The sequence below is a fragment of the Pedobacter miscanthi genome, assembly GCF_032678605.1.
In the GTDB taxonomy this organism is placed as follows: domain Bacteria; phylum Bacteroidota; class Bacteroidia; order Sphingobacteriales; family Sphingobacteriaceae; genus Pedobacter; species Pedobacter miscanthi_A.
This window is the reverse complement of the sequence record NZ_JAVTSU010000003.1, coordinates 294,745-316,163: the sequence shown is the minus strand read 5'-3', so window position 1 is coordinate 316,163 and position 21,419 is coordinate 294,745. Positions and strand designations below refer to the sequence as shown.

Annotated in this window: 21 protein-coding genes; 8 read left to right on the top strand and 13 right to left on the bottom strand. The window is 38.3% G+C overall.

Translation table 11 applies throughout. From position 1 onward, the window contains the following. Window positions 1-25 precede the first annotated feature (25 nt). Complete coding sequence (locus R2R28_RS06465; protein WP_316824893.1) at window positions 26-424, top strand: META domain-containing protein; 399 nt, start codon at window positions 26-28, stop codon at window positions 422-424. Window positions 425-499: 75 nt separating this feature from the next. Next, window positions 500-1,423, top strand: coding sequence for a YihY/virulence factor BrkB family protein (locus tag R2R28_RS06460; protein WP_316824892.1), 924 nt, complete (start codon window positions 500-502; stop codon window positions 1,421-1,423). Window positions 1,424-1,616: 193 nt separating this feature from the next. On the opposite strand, the gene R2R28_RS06455 is transcribed toward R2R28_RS06460, so the two are convergent. Further along, a complete protein-coding gene (locus R2R28_RS06455) occupies window positions 1,617-2,207 on the bottom strand; it encodes a porin family protein (RefSeq protein ID WP_316824891.1) in 591 nt (196 codons plus the stop codon). 11 nt (window positions 2,208-2,218) lie between these two features. Further along, window positions 2,219-2,515: a hypothetical protein gene (locus R2R28_RS06450; protein ID WP_316824890.1), complete on the bottom strand. Its 297-nt coding sequence runs from the start codon at window positions 2,513-2,515 to the stop codon at window positions 2,219-2,221. 132 nt (window positions 2,516-2,647) lie between these two features. On the opposite strand from R2R28_RS06450, the gene R2R28_RS06445 reads away from it, so the two are divergent. Beyond that, window positions 2,648-3,802 carry a tetratricopeptide repeat protein gene (locus R2R28_RS06445; RefSeq protein WP_316824889.1) on the top strand — a complete coding sequence of 385 codons (1,155 nt, stop codon included), beginning with the start codon at window positions 2,648-2,650 and terminating at the stop codon, window positions 3,800-3,802. On the opposite strand, the gene R2R28_RS06440 is transcribed toward R2R28_RS06445, so the two are convergent. The 5 genes from R2R28_RS06440 to R2R28_RS06420 form a co-directional block, all read right to left on the bottom strand. Further along, window positions 3,799-4,260, bottom strand: a complete 462-nt coding sequence (locus tag R2R28_RS06440) for a DUF4268 domain-containing protein (RefSeq protein ID WP_316824888.1) — start codon at window positions 4,258-4,260, stop codon at window positions 3,799-3,801. The genes R2R28_RS06445 and R2R28_RS06440 overlap by 4 nt on opposite strands. Before the next feature lie 176 nt (window positions 4,261-4,436). Next, a complete protein-coding gene (locus R2R28_RS06435; RefSeq protein WP_316824887.1) occupies window positions 4,437-7,085 on the bottom strand; it encodes a glycoside hydrolase family 78 protein in 2,649 nt (882 codons plus the stop codon). Window positions 7,086-7,254: 169 nt separating this feature from the next. Next, entirely contained in the window at window positions 7,255-7,839 is a 585-nt protein-coding gene (locus R2R28_RS06430; RefSeq protein ID WP_316824886.1) for a riboflavin synthase, read from the bottom strand. 228 nt (window positions 7,840-8,067) lie between these two features. Beyond that, window positions 8,068-9,579 (bottom strand): acetyl-CoA carboxylase biotin carboxylase subunit, encoded by a 1,512-nt coding sequence (accC, locus tag R2R28_RS06425; protein ID WP_316824885.1) that lies wholly within the window; start codon window positions 9,577-9,579, stop codon window positions 8,068-8,070. 103 nt (window positions 9,580-9,682) lie between these two features. Continuing rightward, window positions 9,683-10,708: a GntG family PLP-dependent aldolase gene (locus R2R28_RS06420; protein ID WP_316824884.1), complete on the bottom strand. Its 1,026-nt coding sequence runs from the start codon at window positions 10,706-10,708 to the stop codon at window positions 9,683-9,685. Between the two features lie 220 nt (window positions 10,709-10,928). On the opposite strand from R2R28_RS06420, the gene R2R28_RS06415 reads away from it, so the two are divergent. Next, complete coding sequence (locus R2R28_RS06415; RefSeq protein WP_316824883.1) at window positions 10,929-11,789, top strand: N-acetylglucosamine kinase; 861 nt, start codon at window positions 10,929-10,931, stop codon at window positions 11,787-11,789. Window positions 11,790-12,012: 223 nt separating this feature from the next. Here the strand turns inward: R2R28_RS06415 and R2R28_RS06410 are convergent, their stop codons facing one another. Further along, window positions 12,013-12,702: an NUDIX hydrolase gene (locus R2R28_RS06410; protein WP_316824882.1), complete on the bottom strand. Its 690-nt coding sequence runs from the start codon at window positions 12,700-12,702 to the stop codon at window positions 12,013-12,015. 111 nt (window positions 12,703-12,813) lie between these two features. On the opposite strand from R2R28_RS06410, the gene pfkA reads away from it, so the two are divergent. Genes pfkA through gap form a run of 3 tightly spaced genes read left to right on the top strand, consistent with a single transcriptional unit; the run spans window position 12,814 to window position 15,651 of the window. Further along, on the top strand, window positions 12,814-13,800 hold the full coding sequence (gene pfkA / locus R2R28_RS06405) for a 6-phosphofructokinase (RefSeq protein ID WP_316824881.1): 987 nt from the start codon (window positions 12,814-12,816) through the stop codon (window positions 13,798-13,800). A gap of 1 nt (window position 13,801) precedes the next feature. Next, a complete protein-coding gene (locus R2R28_RS06400) occupies window positions 13,802-14,644 on the top strand; it encodes a hypothetical protein (RefSeq protein WP_316824880.1) in 843 nt (280 codons plus the stop codon). A gap of 8 nt (window positions 14,645-14,652) precedes the next feature. Further along, window positions 14,653-15,651, top strand: coding sequence for a type I glyceraldehyde-3-phosphate dehydrogenase (gene gap / locus R2R28_RS06395; protein ID WP_121282344.1), 999 nt, complete (start codon window positions 14,653-14,655; stop codon window positions 15,649-15,651). 683 nt (window positions 15,652-16,334) lie between these two features. Here gap and R2R28_RS06390 read toward each other — a convergent pair. From R2R28_RS06390 to R2R28_RS06380, 3 genes are read right to left on the bottom strand one after another with little or no spacing between them, the layout of a single operon-like run. Further along, on the bottom strand, window positions 16,335-17,081 hold the full coding sequence (locus tag R2R28_RS06390) for a metallophosphoesterase (protein ID WP_316824879.1): 747 nt from the start codon (window positions 17,079-17,081) through the stop codon (window positions 16,335-16,337). 9 nt (window positions 17,082-17,090) lie between these two features. Continuing rightward, window positions 17,091-17,651 (bottom strand): hypothetical protein, encoded by a 561-nt coding sequence (locus R2R28_RS06385; protein WP_316824878.1) that lies wholly within the window; start codon window positions 17,649-17,651, stop codon window positions 17,091-17,093. Between the two features lie 51 nt (window positions 17,652-17,702). Continuing rightward, a complete protein-coding gene (locus tag R2R28_RS06380; RefSeq protein WP_316824877.1) occupies window positions 17,703-18,452 on the bottom strand; it encodes a DeoR/GlpR family DNA-binding transcription regulator in 750 nt (249 codons plus the stop codon). A 99-nt stretch (window positions 18,453-18,551) separates the two neighbouring features. On the opposite strand from R2R28_RS06380, the gene R2R28_RS06375 reads away from it, so the two are divergent. Next, a complete protein-coding gene (locus R2R28_RS06375) occupies window positions 18,552-19,130 on the top strand; it encodes a 5' nucleotidase, NT5C type (RefSeq protein ID WP_316824876.1) in 579 nt (192 codons plus the stop codon). A 140-nt stretch (window positions 19,131-19,270) separates the two neighbouring features. Here R2R28_RS06375 and R2R28_RS06370 read toward each other — a convergent pair whose 3' ends face one another. After that, the gene (locus tag R2R28_RS06370) at window positions 19,271-20,635 is read right to left on the bottom strand and encodes a TIGR04222 domain-containing membrane protein (protein ID WP_316824875.1); all 1,365 of its coding nucleotides are present in this window, start codon (window positions 20,633-20,635) and stop codon (window positions 19,271-19,273) included. Between the two features lie 135 nt (window positions 20,636-20,770). Beyond that, window positions 20,771-21,379 (bottom strand): Crp/Fnr family transcriptional regulator, encoded by a 609-nt coding sequence (locus R2R28_RS06365; protein WP_316824874.1) that lies wholly within the window; start codon window positions 21,377-21,379, stop codon window positions 20,771-20,773. Between the last annotated feature and the right edge of the window lie 40 nt (window positions 21,380-21,419).

Sequence of the window (21,419 nt, the reverse complement as noted above, 5' to 3'; positions counted from 1 at the left end):
AGACAAATCATTAAACCTTATAATCATGAAACAACTTATGCTCTGCGGCATGTTACTCTTTTTATTGAGTTCATGTAAAGAAAAATTAGACCCTGCAAGTTTTACCAATACCAAATGGGAATTAACAGAATTGCCTGGTTTAACTTTGCCAACAGCAGCAAAAGCAACCCTTAATTTTGCTGATAGCCTTAAAATCAGTGGAAAATCTTTCTGTAACAACTATGGTGGACAAGCGGAAATTGCAAATAATAAGATAACTGTTAAAAATGTTTTCGGCACCCGAATGTTTTGCCAGGAAACTGATGCCGCAGAACGTTCTTACCTGCATGCCTTAAATCAGGTAAATGGAGCTAAAATAACAGATAATAAGCTTTATCTTTTAAATGGCGACAAAACATTACTGGTTTACACCAAAACGAATTAGAATCTTTACAATCATAAAAAAGGCTGAATAAAGTATTTTTACTATTTTCGGCCTTTTGAGTTTAACGCAGGAGTAATGCCATCGATAACAGAAGATCTGAAGTTCTTTTTCTCAACCGTAAAGAATGCATTTAATTTATTTCAACAGAATGATCCTTTACGCCTTGCCGGTGCAACTGCCTTTTTTACCAATTTTGCCCTTCCACCGATTTTAATTATCCTCATCAGGCTTTTCGGAATGTTTACCGACAGAAGATTATTGGCAACCCACCTTTTCGAACGTTTGGCCAGTATTCTCGACAGTGCCAGTATTACACAAATCAGAACAACCCTAAGAAATATCAGGGGCATCGATCAGGCATGGTATGTAACCCTCTTTAGTTTTATATTTTTTCTTTTTGTAGCCACAACTTTGTTCAACGTAATTAAAAACTCTTTAGAACAAATCTGGAATATTGGTCAGAAAGATAAAAAAGGCATTATCAGTACCCTTAAATCAAGGGCCATATCAGTTACCATAATATTATTGGCAGGCATATTATTTTTTATTGGTTTACTGGCCGATAGTGTGCAGGCTTATATTGGTGCATATTTAAAAAATGGAGCACCTTCAGTCGGTTTAATTATAACCTCTGTCATTAATCAACTGGTATTTGTGGTAATTGTAACCACATGGTTCACCATCTTATTCAGGTACCTCACCAATGGCCGGCCTACCTGGCGTGCAGCCATTTCTGGCGGTTTGTTAACCGGATGCCTGTTTACTGCTGGTAAATATATTTTAAGGATTTTATTGCCCCTCAGCAACATCAGCAATATTTACGGATCTGCCGGATCTATTATCGTAATTATGCTTTTTGTATTTTATTCTTCACTGATCTTCTATTTCGGGGCTTCATTTATTAAAGCACTCAGTGTAGGCAGGGCTACACCAATTATACCAAAAAACGGATCGTTTGCTTATGAGCTTACGGAAGTTGAACTCGAAAAAGAAGAGTAAAAACTTTTGGGTAAATGAATTTATTGTCAGATGGTAACATCCCGACAGTACAGAAAGACAATTAACATCTGATAACAAAAAAATCGTCATTTCGAGCGGAGTGCAACGGAGTTGAGAAATCTATTGTAGATCTCTCCATTTCGCTACGCTTCAGTCGAGATGACGATTCGCGGTTAGAAAATTATATTAAGTATTACAAAATTCTATATCCCAAACCAATTGTAAATAAATTTAGCTTGGTACCCGGATAACCTGCTTTATTAATTTTAGATAATCCTAGTTCGTAACGGGCATCGAAACTTAGCTTTTTAATGTCTAAGCCTGCGCCAAACTGCCATGCCAGGGCTTGATTTTTAAAGTCGGCTTTAAAAACACTTCCTGCAGCCTGACTGAAACTCTGATTTTCATCTAAAATCAATGAAAACATTGGTCCGGTATTTAAACGAAGGCCCACACCGGCAGCACCAAATTTGGTACCCACCAATAATGGCACATCTAAACTAGTGAAATTCACCTTATTTACCTCGCCAGTTGCATCGCTCACCAGGTTTGCTTTTTTGCCTGAAACATAAAGTTCCGGCTGGAAATGAATACCTGCTGCGCCTATTCTGGCCCAAAGTCCACCATAAAAACCTGCGCGGTTTTTACTGCTAAAAGTGTTATCACTATCAAATTTTGATAAATTTGCACCAGCTTTAACGCCCAGCTGGAAAGTTGGCAATACTTGCGCACTGGCAAATAAGCCTGCCAGTAAAAATGCAACGGTTAAAGATAAAAATTTCATATACGGTTAATTTAGCTGGTGGCATTGTTAATCGCTTCTTGTTCTTTTAAAGCATCAACATTGTTTTTATCACCAAAGTTTTGTGTTTTACCTGCAAAGTAATCTAAAATTCCTGAAATAGTATCTAAGTTATCTGCTAAATTTTGATGTATATCCGGCAGATCCTTTTCAAGGCGGCTATCGCTTAGTTCAATATTATCTACTTCAATTTTACCAATTTTCTGAATGAGTGCCTGTTGAGAGTTTTGTAAATCTTCTAATTCACGCACAATCTTTTCCATTAATTCAAACTTCTTTAAAGTGTTCATAGGTCTTATATTTTAGTTCAACTATTCAATATAAACCCTTTCGCTCTTATTTTGTTTTATTTTGCCTTTCTTTTAACAAACCGATTTGGAAATTTCAAAATTAACTAATAAATTAGTTTAAAATTATTAGCCATGAAAAATCTACTCACTTTGCTGGCATTATTCAGTTTCAGTTTAACACTTTACGCCCAAAACGGCAATGCATTGGACAAGGAAAAACTTTTTGATTTTTACCAGAGCCAGCGTTATGCCGATGCCGCCCAATACCTGAAAAATATTTACGGCGAAGAAGTTGATGATTTTAAAACTTTAAGCCAGATTGGTTACTGTTTTTTAATGGCCGGCAATAATGTTGAAGCAGAAAAATTTTATAGTAAGGCCTACACACTTCAGCCACTAAATCTGCCTATCCTTTTTAGTTTGGCCAGTATCAATACCAAAAGGGGAAATACCGAAAAAGCCAAACGCTATTATAGCGAAATAGTAAAAATAGACAGTAATAACTTTAATGTGTATAAGCAGTTGGCCAATATGTATAGCTCGCCTAAGGAAGATTCGGTAAAAATAATTTACCTGTTAAAGGCCAATAAAATTAATCCTTTAGAGGGCGATGTTGCTGTTGATCTTGCCGAAGTACATTCTGATTACCAGCAATATGAAAAAGCTTATGATGTGCTTGATATTGCCATTAAAGGTGATAGCGATAACCTGGTGTTGCAAAGAGCAAAACTCCCGATAGCTAACCAGCTAAAAAAATATGCCGAAGTAATTGCCTCCGGAGAGAAGTTATTAAAGGATGGTGCCGATGCAGGTGTGATAAAAGAGGTAGCCAAGGCCTATTACTACAATAAGAAATATCAGAAAGCCATCGATCTTTTCAAGATGCTCGAAGCGGCTGCCATGCAGAATGAAGCTACTTTATATTACACATCACTTAGCTACCGGGCATTGAAAAATTATCCCCAGGCCGCTACATATACCAGGAGAACGATAGATGAGGCCATTTCGCCCAATACTTCTAGTTATTATTCTTTACTGGGACTGGTTTATGAAGAAAATAACCAGTTAACGCTTGCGAGTGCGGCTTATAAAAAAGGACTTCAGTTTAAAGTTGTTCCGGCCTTGTATTATCGGATGGCGGTATTTTACGACACTAAAATGAAACATCCTGGTAATGCGCTCAAATATTATATGCTTTATTTAAAAAGTAAGCCGAGTTTGCTAAACGACAAGGAAGAAATTAAATTCACGAAAGACAGGATCGCACAGCTCAATCTCACTGATTAAACCAGATCTTCAAAAACGGGCTTTACATTATCCCAAAATTCATCAAGGGCAATAATACGTGGTTTAAAAAAGGAAATCAACTCTGGCCAGTGCTGCTGGTTAAATATGCTTACACCACTAATGCTGATGGAAATTAGAGAAACCGTTTTGCCAAACTCATCAGTTGCATCTTTAATCCAGTCCCATTCCTCGTTTACGGTATTGGTAAACATGAGCTTAAATTCTTCGAATTGCTCAAATATAAGGTGCCTGATATCAGCATCGGGATGCGACAGCTGAATACTGACAAAAGCTTTTTTACTGTCAACATCCATTTTAAAGAAGATGTTTTTTACCCCTGTTTTATAGTTGGTCCAGTTTACGGTAGAACCGCTGGCTGAAGGAACGGGTTTCATGTATTGCCCGAAACTGATCCAAAACTGTTGACGTAAACGAGCTGATTCTTCTTTACTGTACATTTAATTTTTTTAGCATTGGGTAGAGGCCTTATCATCATTACACTAAATCGTCATTCACGCGTAGGCGGAAATCTTAATACCATCAGCTTTAAGATTCCCAATCAAGTTGGGAGTGACGACCGTCGCAAAATCTATTAATAAGACAGCTCTTTTTACAACGCTGCAATTATAAGCGATTAATATTTATATTCAAAATGATAGCTCCCGGAGCCAATTTCTTCCTTTTTATCCGTTTTAGGCAAAATTACAGTAGCAGTAGCATTGGCCGGAACGGTTACATCGAGCTTAAATACACCACCTGCAATCGTCCATGATGATTTTACCGTACCATAGGCAGTTTCCAATTCAGCAGTGGCATTTGTTAGTTTTCCGCCTGGTCTTGGTGCAATTAAAATGGCTTTATAACCGGGTTGTGCAGCAACTGGGTTAATCCCTGCAATATTTTTATACATCCAGTCACCAATTGCCCCATAAGCATAATGGTTAAAAGAATTCATATCTGCCGTTTGAAAAGATCCATCCTGTTTAATACCATCCCAACGCTCCCAGATGGTAGTAGCGCCCATTTTTACGGGGTAAAGCCATGAAGGATAACTTTCTTGCATTAACAGGTCATAGGCTACATTTTCATGCCCAAACCTGCTTAATACATGGCAAAGGTAAGGTGTGCCCAAAAAGCCCGTAGTAAGGTGGTTTCCATAATCACGAACATTATCTACTAACCTCTGTGCAGCCTGCGCACGTAAATTTTCTGGCAGCATATCAAACTGTAAAGCCAAAACATAAGCCGTTTGTGTATTGGAGATCAGTTTACCACTTGGGGTCATATTTTCTTTAATATATGCTTCCTTTATTTTTTCTAACAGATCGGTATAGGTGGTTACGTCTTCTGTTTTACCCAATACTTTAGCTGCATTTAAAAGCAATTGCGTAGAATGGGCATAAAATGTTTGCGCAATCATGTATTTATCTGTTACTGCGGCCCGGCCATCATTATCATCATTCGGGCGGTAGAATAACCAATCTCCAAAATGGAAACCTGTATTCCAAAGGTTGTTTTTGGATTTTGAAGACATGTAATCAACCCACTTTTTCATACTGCTGTACTGTGTTTCCAACAAGCCTTTATCACCATATAACACATACATATCCCATGGAATAATGGTGGCTACATCTGCCCAGCCTGCAGAACCTGCATCATTTTGGTTTAATACATTCGGTACCACAAAAGGCACACTCCCATTAGGAAGCTGATCGGCCGAAACATCTTTTAACCATTTGGTAAAGAAGCCCGATACATCCATATTGTATGCTGCGGTTGAAGCAAATGCCTGCGCATCACCTGTCCAGCCCAAACGTTCGTCTCTTTGCGGGCAATCTGTTGGCACATCAACAAAATTTCCTTTCTGCCCCCACGAAATGTTATGCTGCAATTGGTTTAACAAAGGATTCGAAGTGCTAAATTTTCCGCTCGTTTTCATATCCGAATAAACAGCAACAGCCGTCAGATCTGCTAATTTAAGTTCACCCGGATAACCATCTATTTTTACATACCTGAAACCCTGAAAAGAAAAATGCGGCTCGAATATCTGCTCGGTTTCGCCTTTTAAAATATAATTGTTTTGCTGTTTGGCGGTACGGAGGTTGGTGGTGTAAAAATTCCCTTCTTTGGTTAACACCTCAGCATGGCTGATGGTAATTTTTGTACCAGCTGCACCTTTTGCTTTTAACATTACCCAACCTACTAAGTTCTGCCCAAAATCGACAACGGTCTCACCTAAAGGTGTTTTAAATATTTTTAATGCCTTAAATTCTTCGTGTTTGCTTACCTGCGGACCACTCATCCCAACCAGTTTTTCTGGTCCATTGGCCAGTTCCTGTACAGGTTTCCAACTGGCATTTTCTTTAAAATTGATGTTGTTCCAACCGTTTTGCTCCAACCGGGCATCATAAGTATCACCGTCATAGATATTAGATGACCTAATTGCTCCATAACTCGTTTTCCAGCTATTATCAGATATGATGGTTTCTTTACTGCCATCGGTATATTCAACTTCCAGTTGCAACAATAAGGCACGGGTATTGCCATAAAACTCTTTTTGCGAACCAAAACCAATCCTTCCCTTATACCAGCCATCGCCCAATGAAACACCGATTACATTTGTCCCTTTTTTTAATGTTTTGTTCAGTTCGTAAACCTGGTACTGGATATGATTTTTATAACTCGTCCAGCCGGGTGCAAAATAAGCATCACTCACACGTTCGCCATTAATACTGGCTTCGTATAAACCTTTTGCTGTAATGTAAGCTTTGGCAACACGGACTTCTTTTTTTAAATTAAACTCTTTTCTAAACAGCGGACTAGCTAGAGAGGTATCTTTTCCTTCTACCGCGATCCATTTTGCATTCCAATCCTCCGGCTTTAAACCGGTTTGAAAGTATTGCACTTCCGACCATGCTGAGGTATTGCTGTGATTATCTTTTACCCTAACCTGCCAGTAATATTTAGTTTTTGATGATAATTGTGGTCCATCATAAGCAATTAACACCGATTGATCGTTATTTACTGTTGCTTTCCATAAAACTTTATCAATTTTTGGCGTTGTACCCAACCTGATTTCATAATTACTCTGCTTAGTATTTTTTGCCGCCGAAACGATTTTCCAGCTAAACCTGGGCTTAGGGTTATCAATACTAAAAGGATTTACCAAATGCTCAACGGTTAAATCTTTTAAAGCGATTTTTTGAGCTGAAACAGTTGTTGTAAATAAAAATAGCAAGGCAACTGTAAACATTGCACTTGAGATTCGGGAGATCTTGTTCATAAATGGTTAGCGTTAAATTTTTTATTCTTAACAGCACTATATTCAGCAATATAATTCAAGCAACCATCCTGCACTGTCATGAAAAATTAAGCGTTACACAAACGCTAATAAACACATAACAATTTAATAATAAGATAATTAAAAATAAAAAAGATGAAAAAAAATAAATTTATCGTGTCATCAAACGGGCAACGTATTTGCCAATGATATCGAATTCTAAATTTACGGTATCACCCACTTCTACCTCTTGCAGATTGGTATGCTCAAAGGTGTAAGGGATAATAAACACCGAAAATTCGTTTGCGGCGGAGTTTACCACGGTTAAGCTGATGCCATTTAAGCAGGCCGAACCTTTTTCTACCGTCACATTTCCAGCCGAAGCATCATATTTAAAGCGGTATTCCCAGCTGCCATCCAGTTCTTCGCGTTTAATGCAAACCGCGGTCTGGTCTACATGCCCTTGCACAATGTGGCCATCCAAACGGGCATTCATCTGCATACAGCGTTCCAGGTTGATTTTACTGCCCACTTTTAAGCCATCCAAATTGGTTTTATTCAGGGTTTCATCTATAGCAGTAACGGTATGTGTTCCATCGTTTAAAGCCACCACAGTTAAGCAAACCCCATTATGGGCAACGCTTTGATCGATTTTTAATTCATGGCTGATGGCCGATGAAATGGTAAAATGGATATTGGTATGATCGTTTTTGATGGCAGTAACTTCGCCAAGTGTTTCTATAATTCCTGTGAACATTTTATATTTATTAAAGTATTAGGCTAAAACTTAACATATTTTATAATTGGATTTTTCCGACCCGGCAAGGATAAGCCCCAAGGGGAAAAATCAATTAAAATTTCGGCCGGAGTGACACCGACCGATAAATAAATAAAGTAGTCTAAAGTGCAAGCTGGTAGCGATCGTTGTAAGATTGCTTCGTCGGCTGAAAAAGCCTTCTCGCAATGACGACTTATATTATATATTTTAATATTTCAATCTATTCTTTCTCCACTCCGAAGAACTTTTAACAGCTTTATCGCTCAATTTCAATTCCTTATTTTGGAAAAGTTTCGCGGCTATTACCGCGGCAATCAATGCTTCCGTCTCATCCTGAACCTTCAAACTTTCGGGTTTAAAGTATTTACCTACAAAATGGGTATCAAAATTACCCGTTTTAAAAGCCTCGTGCTGCATTACAAATTTACCAAAAGCCAAAGTAGTTTCTATCCCCGTAATATCATATTCTTCAATGGCCCTTATCATCCTTTCGATGGCTTCTTCCCTGTCTTTCCCATAAGTGATCAGTTTGGCGATCATCGGATCGTAATAAATCGGTATTTCCATCCCTTGTTCAAAGCCATCATCAACCCTTACCCCATTGCCTTTAGGGGTATTATAAGTTTGTAAAGTACCGATATCAGGAAGGAAATTATTGGCCGGATCTTCTGCATAAACCCGAAGTTCGATGGCATGTCCGCTTATTTTTAAATCCTCCTGGTTAAAACTCAGTTTTTCGCCTGAAGCGATTTTAATCTGCTCCTTTACCAAATCGATTCCGGTGATCAGTTCGCTTACCGGATGTTCTACCTGCAAACGGGTATTCATTTCGAGGAAAAAGAAATCGAGGTTTTCATCCAGGATAAACTCTACGGTACCAGCTCCGGTATAATTAACCGAACGGGCCACATCTACCGCACATTTCCCCATCTGCTGCCTAATTTCTGCTGTTAAAACCGATGAAGGCGCTTCTTCTACCACCTTTTGGTGACGGCGCTGCACAGAACATTCGCGTTCAAAAAGATGTACAATATTACCATGCGTATCGCCTAAAACCTGTATTTCAATGTGCCTGGGCGAAGTAACATAACGTTCGATAAAAACCGCCCCATCGCCAAAGGCTGAAGTAGCTTCGCTTACGGCAAGTTGCATCTGTTCTTCAAAATCATCTGCCTTTTCCACTATGCGCATCCCTTTGCCACCACCACCAGCGGCCGCTTTAATTAAAATCGGGAAACCGACTTCGATGGCACGCTGTTTGGCTTCATTTACATCCTGTATCGCCTCTTCGGTTCCGGGTACCATTGGGATATTATATTTTAATGCGGCGGCTTTTGCGGATAATTTATTACCCATGGTTTCCATAGCTTGTGGCGAAGGGCCTACTAAAATCAAACCTGCATCAGCAACTTTCTGTGCAAAACCAGCATTCTCGGATAAGAAACCATAACCCGGGTGAATGGCTTCGGCACCTGTTAATTTACAGGCCTCGATAATTTTCTCCCCCACCAGATAACTTTGGCTGGAAGGTGCCGGCCCGATAAAAACAGCTTCATCGGCATAACGTACGTGCAATGCATTGCGGTCGGCTTCAGAAAAAACAGCTACCGTTTTAATCCCCATTTCCTTTGCCGAACGCATAATACGTAAAGCAATTTCGCCACGGTTTGCGATTAAAAGTTTGGAGATGGGAGTTAGGGCTTTGGAGTTATTGGGCATTTTGGTTAGACTTTGTGTATATGCAAATAGTAAATTACTACCTGATTATTGACCATGAACTATGAAACTATTTAACTTCGGACTCCCGTCTCCGGACCGCCGACTAATACAAATGTAATATTATTTCAATTGCCTCATCGATCATTTCAGCGCTTAAATCTAAATGCGTTACTAAACGAATTGTACTTGCGCTGGTGGTATTACAATGTAATCCTTTTTCCTTTAATTGGTTTACAATTTTCTCTGCTGATCCTTTTTCCACTTCGAAAATCACAATATTGGTTTCTACCGGCATTACCGATTTTACATATTTTGCCGAAGCCAAAGCATTGGTCAAAGCCTGGGCATGGGCATGATCTTCTTTTAAACGCGTTACATGGTTATCGAGCGCATAAATACCTGCAGCTGCCAAAAAGCCCGCCTGGCGCATGCCTCCACCAAAGGCTTTCCTTATTTTACGTGCTTTATTAATCATCTGTTTCGTACCCAAAAGCACAGAGCCAACCGGTGCCCCCAACCCTTTGGATAAACACACCGAAATGCCATCGAAATATTTACCATATTCGCCGGCCTGATCGCCGGTTGCAGTAAGTGCATTAAAAATACGGGCACCATCTAAGTGCAGTTTTAATCCTTTTATATTACAAAGATGATGGATGGGGGCAATTTGGGATAAAGTATAGCAACTACCCCCACCTTTATTTACGGTATTTTCTAAAACCACCAAACTCGAGTTGGGATAATGGATATTATCTTCATTAATTTCAGGTTCGATTAATTCAGGAGTTAAGATGCCCCGTTCGCCATGCAACAACCTTACCGATGCCCCGGAGTGGAAGGCAATACCACCGATTTCGTAACGGTAAACATGTGCCGTTTGATCGCAGATTACCTCGTCCATAGGTTGGGTAAAACACTTAATCGCAATCTGGTTGGTCATCGTTCCCGAAGGGCAAAATAGCCCGGCTTCCATATTAAAAGTTGAGGCCAGTTTTGTCTCCAATGCATGCACCGTTTCGTCTTCACCAAAAACGTCATCACCTACCTTTGCGCTCATCATGGCATCCAACATTCCGGCTGTTGGTTTGGTTACAGTATCACTCCTGAAATCTAAAAATCTGTTATTCATTTCGCTATCGGATTGTAAAATATTCTTGATGTTAAAAAAAAAGACCAATGCCTTTTCTGGTATAATTTTAAGGTTTTTCGTCGATTAAACGCCCTATATAGTGTATTTTTTACACACTTAATTTTCGACAACAACAAATTGTTAAAAAATTATTAAAAAAAAGGATACAAAATATAAGAGTTTTTATACTTTTATCGTGCTAAAACCAAAAATAAATAAAATGATAGTAATTGCAGACGGCGGATCTACCAAAACAAATTGGTGCTTGATTAACGAGGCCGGCAGAAAAATTTACTTTAACACCGAAGGTTACAATCCATATTTTTCCAAAGGAGAGTATATTGTAAAGTCTTTGAATGACACTCTTCCAGACCACTTGGAAAGAGAAAAATTAACAGCAGTTTATTACTACGGTGCCGGCTGTTCTACACCTGCAAATGTAAAGATTGTGGCTGATGCCATGCAACAGATTTTTACCAATGCAACCATTTTTGTCGGTCATGATTTACTTGCCTCTTCGAGGGCGCTTCTTGGAAACGAGCCGGGATTTGCTGCTATCTTAGGTACAGGTACAAATTCATGCCTTTACGATGGAACTGAAATTACCATGAATATCGATTCATTAGGTTATTTCTTAGGTGATGAAGGTAGCGGTTCGTACATCGGTAAACGTATTTTGAGCGATTACATGAAAGGTTATATGCCAAAAGGTTTACGTGAAGCTTTTTACGATAACTATGCTTTAACCAACGAAGATATTTTCGATAACATTTACAACAAACCATTGCCAAACCGTTTCTGTGCAAGTTTTAGTAAATTTTTATACGATTTTAAAGATAACTATGAGGATTATGCCTTTGCTACCATCGATTATGCTTTCACCGCATTTTTCGAAGCTTTGGTGATCCACTACCCTAACTACAAAGACCATAAATTAAACTGTGTAGGTTCTGTAGGTTATAGTTTCCGCGATATTTTAAGCATTGTAGCCGACCGTTACGAAATGGGCGTGGGTAAAATTATCCGCTCACCTATAGATGATTTGGTTCACTATCACTTAGAGTTAGCACCGAAAGCTTAGTTTGGAGTTGGGAGTTTTCAGTTTGGAGTTCCCAGTGCTGAGTCCTAAGTCTGGAGCCATATCAGGTATAAATATTAAATAATTCACCAAAGCAAAAAAATCCCCGGTTTGAAATTTCAAACCGGGGATTTTTTTTTATAATCGATTCAGTTGCTTTCTGCTTTGGTCTTTCAGCTCTTCTGCTATCTCACGTCTCAAATCTAACACCTCAAATCTAAACCCGCTAAAACGAAATCTCCTTACCAAAAAGCTTCGCATACTTGCGCTTATCAAAACGATACAAAGTAGCCGCACGATACGATACACCTTTTTGTTTCTCATCAAGTTCTTTTAACACACCAAAACTGACGATCTTCTTTCTAAAATTTCGTTTATCTAATTTTTTACCCAAAACCAGTTCATATACATGCTGCAACTGCGTTAAAGTAAATTTCTCAGGTAAAAGCTCAAAAGCAATCGGCTGGTGTTTAATCCGGCGTTTTATTTTTTCTAAACCTTTATCGTAAATCTTCTGGTGGTCGAAAGCCAGTTTAGGCAGATCAGAAATCGGTAACCAGTTGGCACGTTTTGCATAGGTACTAATCGGGCGCAGTTCTTTATCACCGCCCAAACGGATTAAAGCATAATAGGCCAGCGTAATTACCCTGCCCTGCGGGTGCCTGTGTGGATCGCCAAAAGCATAATACTGCTCCATATAAATACCGCGTAATCCGGTAAGTTCGTACAAAATCCGTGAGGCAGACTGATCTAAACTTTCATCAGGACCAACAATGTTACCGGGCAACGCCCACCAATCCTTAAATGGTTCTTCATTCCTTTCAATGAGTAAGATTTTGAGTTCCTTACCATCAAATCCAAACAAAACGCAATCTATCGAGAATACAGAATCTAAATGAGGTAAAATTTGTTCCAAAGTAAAATTTAGTTATTTTAAGCAGATAAAGGTATGACTTTCAATATTAAGTAAAAAAAATAAAATAAATTACTTAGTGTAAAAAATACACACTATATTCGTATTATAAAGATGGAGCCAAATATAAAAAATATAGCTGTACTTACTTCTGGAGGCGATGCCCCAGGAATGAATGCTGCAATTAGAGCTGTTGTTCGTACCGGAATTTACCATGGCATTAATATGTTTGGTGTAATGCAAGGTTACCAGGGGTTAATAACCGACAACATAAAACCAATGGACGCCCGTTCGGTAAGTAATATTTTACACTTAGGGGGGACTATATTAAAAACTGCACGTTGTTTAGAATTTAAAACAGACGAAGGTCAGCAAATTGCTTATAACAATTTAAAGAAAAACAACATCGATGGCTTAGTGGTTATCGGTGGCGATGGAACCTTTACTGGTGCCAAACGTTTTTCTGAAACTTTTGGTGTTAAAGTAATCGGTATACCGGGTACCATTGATAATGACCTGGTTGGATCTGATTTTACCTTAGGTTACGATACCGCGATTAATACCGTTATAGAAGCGATTGATAAAATCAGGGATACTGCCGATGCGCACGACCGTTTATTCTTTGTAGAGGTAATGGGCCGCGACTCGGGATGTATAGCTTTAAGAAGCTCGATTGCCAGTGGAGCCGAGGCAGTGCTGTTACCTGAAAGGGAAACCAGCGTAACCGAATTGATTAATAAACTGGCCTTAGGGGCAGCAACTAAAAAATCATCGAGCATTGTAATTGTAGCCGAAGGACATAAACAAGGTGGTGCTTACGATATTGCCAAAAAAGTAAAAGAAACTTTCGATCATTATGACACCAAGGTAACCATCCTTGGCCACCTGCAACGTGGTGGAAGCCCAAGCAGTTTCGACAGAATTTTGGGCAGTCGTTTAGGTTTTGCCGCAGTAAATGCGTTAATTGCAGGCGAAACAGAACAAATGGTCGGTTTAAAAGGAAACGAAATAAAATTAACCAGCATAAGAGAGGCCTTAACGGCTCATTCTTTTAAACTCGAACCCGATTTAATGGAAATGACCGAGGTACTTTCGATATAATATGGTAGCAGTTGTTTATAGCGGATCGAAAACAGCATTTTGGAAAATAACCCAAAACGGACAGGTAGTGGCACATTGCAATACTACCGGCTTAAATCCATGCTTTGTTGATCCAAAAACGATTTTACAGATTTTAAATAAAAAAGTTGCCCTTGTTAATAACGCTGAAAACATCAAGAAGATTTACTTCTTTGCAGCCGGGGCATCATCAGCAGACAGAAAAGAGGAGTTAGCAAAAACCCTTGCATCATTTTTCAAATACAGTAAAATAGTAGTCGAAAATGATTTGTTCGGGGCAGCTAAAGCCGCTTGTTACGATCAGCCAGGTATTGTTGGCATGTTGGGTAGTGGCGCACATTGTGCTTACTTCGACGGGAAAAAACCGCTGAACAATAACTTTGGATTAGGTTATATTCTTGGAGATGAAGGTTCTTCAAATTATTTTGGAAAAATACTGCTTAAAGAGTTTTTGAGCCTTAAAATGCCAAAAGATATTGAAACCAAGTTCACATTAACATACAATCTAGACCGCCCTCAAATATTAGAACGCATTTACAACAAGCCCCAGGCTAATATATTTCTAACCTCATTTTTCGATTTCATTACCCAAAACAGCAAACACGAATATATCTGTAAGCTGATTGATGAAGGATTTGAAAAATATATAGAAACCTATGTTTTGCCAATGGTAGAAAAATATAAAATGCGCGAAGTACATATTGTAGGTAAAGTAGGAGCCGAACTCGAAAGCCGTTTAAGGCTGGTGGCCGGTAAATATGATTTAGAAATTAAAAGCATTATTAAAGAACCAATACAAAATTTATTAAAACATTACACTAATTAACAAAAACAATGAGCAAAATTGGAATAAACGGCTTTGGCCGTATTGGCCGACTGGTTTTCAGAGCCGCATTAAAAAGAGGATTAGATATAGTTGCAATCAATGATTTGATCGAGCCAGATTATATGGCATACATGTTAAAATATGATACTACCCACGGTAAATTTGATGGCACCATCGAAGTTGTTGACGGTAATTTAGTAGTGAATGGCAAAACAATCCGTGTAACTGCTGAAAGAAACCCGGCTGATTTAAAATGGGATGCTGTAGGTGTTGAAGTAGTAATCGAATCAACAGGTTTATTCTTAACCCGTGCTGATGCGGAGAAACACATTGCTGCAGGTGCTAAAAAAGTAGTTTTCTCTGCTCCTGCAAAAGATGGCGATATCCCTACTTATGTAATGGGTGTTAACCACCATAAATTAACAGCAGATCAAACTATCGTTTCTAATGCATCTTGTACTACAAACTGTTTAGCACCAATTGCTAAAGTTTTAAACGATAACTTCGGTATTGTTGAAGGTTTAATGAGCACTATCCACGCCGTAACTGCAACTCAAAAAACAGTTGATGGTCCTTCGGCTAAAGACTGGAGAGGTGGCCGTGGTGGTTTCTCTAACATTATCCCTTCTTCTACAGGTGCTGCTAAAGCAGTAGGTATGGTTTTACCTGAATTAAAAGGTAAATTAACTGGTATGTCATTCCGCGTTCCTGTTGCTGACGTATCTGTTGTAGATTTAACTGTACGTTTAGAAAAACCAGCTACTTATGAGCAAATTAAAGCGGCTATGAAAGCAGCTTCAGAAGGTGAATTAAAAGGCGTATTGGCTTATACTGAAGACGAAGTTGTTTCTTCTGACTTCATTGGTGATGACCATGCTTCTATTTTTGATGCAAAAGCTGGTATTTCATTGAACGATAATTTCGTTAAAGTGGTATCTTGGTACGATAACGAGTGGGGATATTCTTCTGCATTAGCTAAATTCGTAGAATATTACGCTAGTTTATAATAAAAAAAAGCTTTAAGCGATTTTTTAAACCTTATAAAAGGCAACATTATTGATTTAATGTTGCCTTTTTCTTTTAAACATAATTTTCACCTATAAATTTTCATATCAAAATCACACAAAAAATTAATTTTATTTGATTTTCACATCAAAATTCCACTTAACAACACCAAAAAGACAAAAAATTAAGGAAAAATTTCACCAAAATGCTTTTCAAACCAAGAACTAGACAAACGTTTGACTAAATTGTACCATAAATAGATAATATTTAACAATTACTTAACATATTTTTGAGCTATATTTGCAATACAGTCATTTTAAACAGCAAAACCTTTCAGAAAAGGATCAGTAAATAAAAAATGACAAAAAAAATACTTAAATTTTTCTTAGTGTATTTTTTACACTATCAAATTTTTTACTATATTTGTAGAGTAATAAACGGAACGATGTTTATTACCAATAAAAAAAGATAAATCATTTTCTTAAAAAACTTCGGTTTAGATAGAAGATTAAAGACAAAGCCTGGCTCATAACAGGTTTATATTTGGTTAGAAAAAAGGGACAAGCTTGGATAAGTTGTCCCTTTTCTTATTTAAAGGGTATTTGTAATATCATAGTATTAAAAATTCCCGAATACAAAATCTTATTTAAGGCCCTGCTAAACATTCCTACACCTGGAAAATCTTTTAGATTTCAATGATCAGTTCTTTTTGATAACCGTTATACTTTTCGCTAATATATCCATGTGAATTACAAACAACTTCAGTTTCTCCTATCTTATACCTTACCGGTGTATGAATATGCCCATGTATCCAATATGCAGGCTTGTATTGTCCAATCACATCTTCAAGGTTTGAAGCGTATGCAGAAGCGACCGGATCCTTTCTATATTCCTCAGGCACAGATCTTATACTTGGAGCATGATGACTAATAACAACATTTCTATAAGCCTCTGATTCTTCGAGACTTTTTTGCAGCCATTTTTTAGAAATCTGATGGATTTTATACGTATCGACCGTTCTTAACTTTGAATAGGATGGATCCCGCCTGATCAGCTTATAATCATTCATCTTACCCTGACAGATGATCCCATATTCTACCGGATTGCCAAACAGGGAAAAATCGGTCCATAAAGTTGCTCCGTGAAACCTGACACCTTCAAACTCGACAAAATTATTTTCCAGTACATGGACATTTGAATCTTTAGACAGTTCTACTATTTTACGAAGGGTGTTAGGATATGAGCCTTTATAATACTCGTGATTACCTAAAACATAAATTACAGGTTTATCGGGAATATTTTCCTTAATCCACTCAATACCTTTTGTTCCGAGGTTAATATCGCCTGCCAGAATAACCAGATCTGCATTTTGGAAATTTAATTCCGAAATCCCAAACTCTTGATGCAGATCACTAATTACCTGTATTTTCATTTATTCTGTTTATCTCCCAATTGTTTTGTGCCTCCAAACAGCAATCACGTTGGTATCAGCATGGTGTTCTTCAGGATTATTTTCCAATAGAAGTTTCTTTATTTCATATGCTTTATTAAAGTCATAAATAAGCCCTTTATCGTTTAAATCTGACGGCAGAAATGATTCATCAAAACCTCCGCAATTGGTTAAAGCACTAATATCAAATTCCTGATCCAACAGTTCATAACCTACAAATTCGTACTCATCAACCAAGATATCGCTACATGACCGATCTGGTTCTACAACAACAGTCAAGAGATTAAATTTATTCCTAGGAACCATCCGTCTGAAAACGTAATCGACTGTTGTAAAAAAGTTAGTCTGATACAATCCTGCAACATGGATAAAATCCCAATCTTCGCCATTGCTGTAATCTGGTTCAACTAACACCTCATTTAGCATTCCATCAAGCGAAATAAGCTCGGTTAAATGGGGCAACTTAGCCCATTCGATATATTCATCCCAAGACATCCCGTCCTGGTCAAAATTTTCATCGTATGTTCCACGTGCGGTATATAAAAACGTCATCTATTATTATTTTCTATTTAGCCATTGCTAGTGAATAATCGATTCACAATTCTAAACCACTTCAATCCCCAAATGTTTGTAAGGTGCCAGATCAGCATCATCAGGATCGGTTTCGGTGATGATTACATCTACATCCGTAACCGGACAAACATAATAAGGTTCTACGGTATTTATTTTTTCGAGTGCCGAAAGTGCGATGGTTTTCTGTGCCTGGTTAATCATAATGTTGTTTAACTGCGCATCTTCATAAATAATGGAAGTAATGCCCATGCTATGGTGCAAACTGCAAATCCCTAACATACAAATGTCGGCCCTAATTTTCCTAAAGGTATCAATGGTTTCCGGTCCCATAGTAGTAAATGCAGTTTTATGCAATCTTCCGCCGGCAAATATTACTTCGGCACTTGGGTGATCTTCCAGAATATTGGCTACCGGAAAGCTGTTGGTAACAATCGTGATCTTCAGGTCTTTCGGTAATGCGGCTGCCAGTGCTACCACCGAGGTACCGCCATCGAAAAACACTACCTGGCCATCTTTTAAAAACTGTAAGGCTTTGTTTGCAATTACTTGTTTGTGCTGCTGGTTGTATTTTTCGCGCTCTCTATAGTGCTGTGGAACGGGTGAATGTGAAATTGCACCACCCCTAACAGCGCGCAGCAACCCCTGCGAATCAAGCTCTTTAATATCACGACGAACGGTATCTTCCGATACATTGAGCAATGTACTCAATTCATCCAGTCTTACCCTACTGTCCTTTTCGAGGGTGTCAATTATGACCTGTAAACGTTCTTCCTTTACCATAAAAATGCAATATAGTGCAAATATAATGTTTTAATTGAATTTAATTTTGCAAAATATTGCAATATTAAATACATTTGTTGCGAAATATAGCAAAAAAAAATGAAAAAGACAATCGGCATTGATATGGACGGCGTACTGGCCGACATAGAAGATCATATATTACAAACTTACCACGCAGAAACTGGTATTTTACTTAGCCGGGAAGATATTAAAGGCAAATCGGAAGAAGAACTTTTTCCGGACAGGGCTGTGGTGATGAATATCTGTAACAGGGTGGGTTTTTTCAGGAATTTACCGGTTATGGAGGGAGCGGTTGAAACGGTAAAACAGTTAATGGAAGATTACGAAATTTATATCGTTTCGGCTGCTATGGAATTCCCTTTATCACTTTTTGAAAAGCACGAATGGCTTGCCGAACATTTCCCTTTCATCAGCTGGAGAAATATTATTTTTTGTGGCGATAAAAGCATTATCGACACCGATTATTTAATTGACGATCACTGTAAAAACCTCGATTTCTGTAAAGGAAAGCCACTAATGTTTACCGCATTCCACAATGTAGAGAAAGACCATCACCAAAGAATTAATCATTGGAACGAAGTACCCGGATTGTTGAAACAACTGGAAGAGGAAAAACTGGCATTAGTGAAACCCTCCTCAATAAAAAAAAGGATGTAGCCACTGGCTACACCCTCTATCTAAATTAACGCTCTCAACTATGAAGTTGATATAAGGCTCTCACCCCTTATGTCCACAATATTACGGCAGAAAGATTAAGATTTGATGAAGATTTTAAATTATTGTTGCTAATTTTTCAATTAATCTCCGCCGCAGCCACCACAACTTCCGCAAGAACTTCCACAGGATGAACCGCAAGAACTGCTCCCATCGCCGCCGCCGCCATAACCTCTCCTGCTGCGTTCGTAATTTACCAAAGGAATCAGGCTGGCTGTTAACACAGTGGAACCATGCAAAAAGTAATCCCAGCGCCAATCCTGCTTTTCATTTATGGTAGGCAGAATAGCTTTTTTGTAAAGATTGGGGATTGTACGACTAAAAAACTGCTGATTAAGACTGTATAGATGGTTAATTATAAAAACAAAGAATAGTCCTAACAAAATCGCAACCTGAAAAATGGGTTTGTCTCTCGAAATACCAGTGATCAGGCGGATTAACGGTAACATCATAAGCGCCGCAAAAACCACAAAATTCAGGTAAAACAGTCTTGTAAATTGCTGAGATTGCTTAAAATGAAACCTTATCTGATCCATACTTCTTAATGTATTCCTAAAAACGTGTTTAGTACGTAATTGCTGTAACAACTCATGGTAAAAAATATTACCCTTATCTTTTAAAATGGCTACCACCTGAAGCTGTTCGTCTGAAAGATGATCTGTTTCACCTGAAATAGACATCCGCTGATCAGCACCTACCCTCACAACACCAGCATGTATCAACTCGCTTATGGTGCCATTGATTACCTCGTCCAATTTCTGACTTCTGAGATAAATGAGTTCGAACGGTTTAAGATGATATATGAAAGACTGCTTCCCGAAATTATCAATTATCCGCTTAAACCTATCCTGGGTATATAATTTAAGGATTACATGCGCTGCAACCGCTAAGGCAAGAAAACCCAGAATAAAATACGGATTGTTAATATGGATATAAATGGGCCTGAGCAGAAGGTAAAAGGGAATTGTAAGCAAGATAAGGGCCAGTATACCATAAAGTGTAAAAAAACCGGTTGTAAGTTTAGCAGGCTTTAAATTTAAACTATCTAATATGTGATCGTTATGCCAAATGTTTTCAGGTTGTGCTCCAAAATGCGCTGTGTAAAGTTTTTGGGTTTGCCCTGCAGCTTTTTTAAACTGTTCAAATTGGGCTTTATTATGGGTTGATGGTACATGCTGGATGTTTTTTCCCAGTAAAGCGCAAAAATCCTGATAAGATTGACTAAAAATGAGGTGCTGGTGCCAAACCACATCAACAATGGCAGAAGGCGAAACCATTACATCAGAAATAGCCGCGAGGTACATAAATTTTTTATATTCCAGAATGGTTTTTTCTGTAAAATCTTTGGTCCACCGGTTTTCGCCCGCCAGCCTGATCGAAAAAGAATATTCGCCTGATGCATGATCAAGTTCAAATTGAAGGATCTTATTCCAGAGCGCTTCATTCATAACCATTTGTATTATTTTTCAGTTTCCAGCCACTTCTCTATCTTTTTCCATGGTATAGAAAGCAGCATGAACAATAATCCGAGCAATATTTCCATACCCTAAATATATTACTAAATAAGGATTTAAGCAACAGTACTATACCAGCTCTTTTATGAGTTTGCTGCGGATCCTGCTCAGGGTTTCAAGGCGCATGCCTAAATAACTGGCAATACAACGCAGGGGGACTTTAGACAGATCAAAAGGATTTAACTCCAGAAATTTTTCGTAGCGCCTTTCGGCCGAAGGAATGCGGGCAAGTATCGATCTTTCTGAAGCGGCATGGTACTGTAAGGCAAGGATTTTCCGCCCAATTACATTAGTTTCCGGATAATTATCGTATAACTTATCAATCAATGTACGTGGCATAGGCACCAGTTCAGAATTTTCAAGCGCCTGCAAATATTCAATTGAAGGCTCCATATCCTGATCGGGATGCTGGATGGCTCCGATAAATTCGGTCCCTAAACTAATCCAGGTGGTAATTTCTTTACCATCATCTTTTATAAAACCCCTTACTAAACCATTTACCACAAAAAAAACATCATCGTTATTATCAATTGGTGAGAGAATATATTTATTCTTTTTAACCTGAATAGGCTGGAGATTTTTTTCAATTTCCTGAATAAAACCCGGCGTTATCGGGCTTAAACTGCTGAAATAATTCAATACAGCATTAACTAAAAATACCTTGCGGGATTCGAGCATACAATATAGGGATAGACTTTAGACCCTTAATTATAGCGAA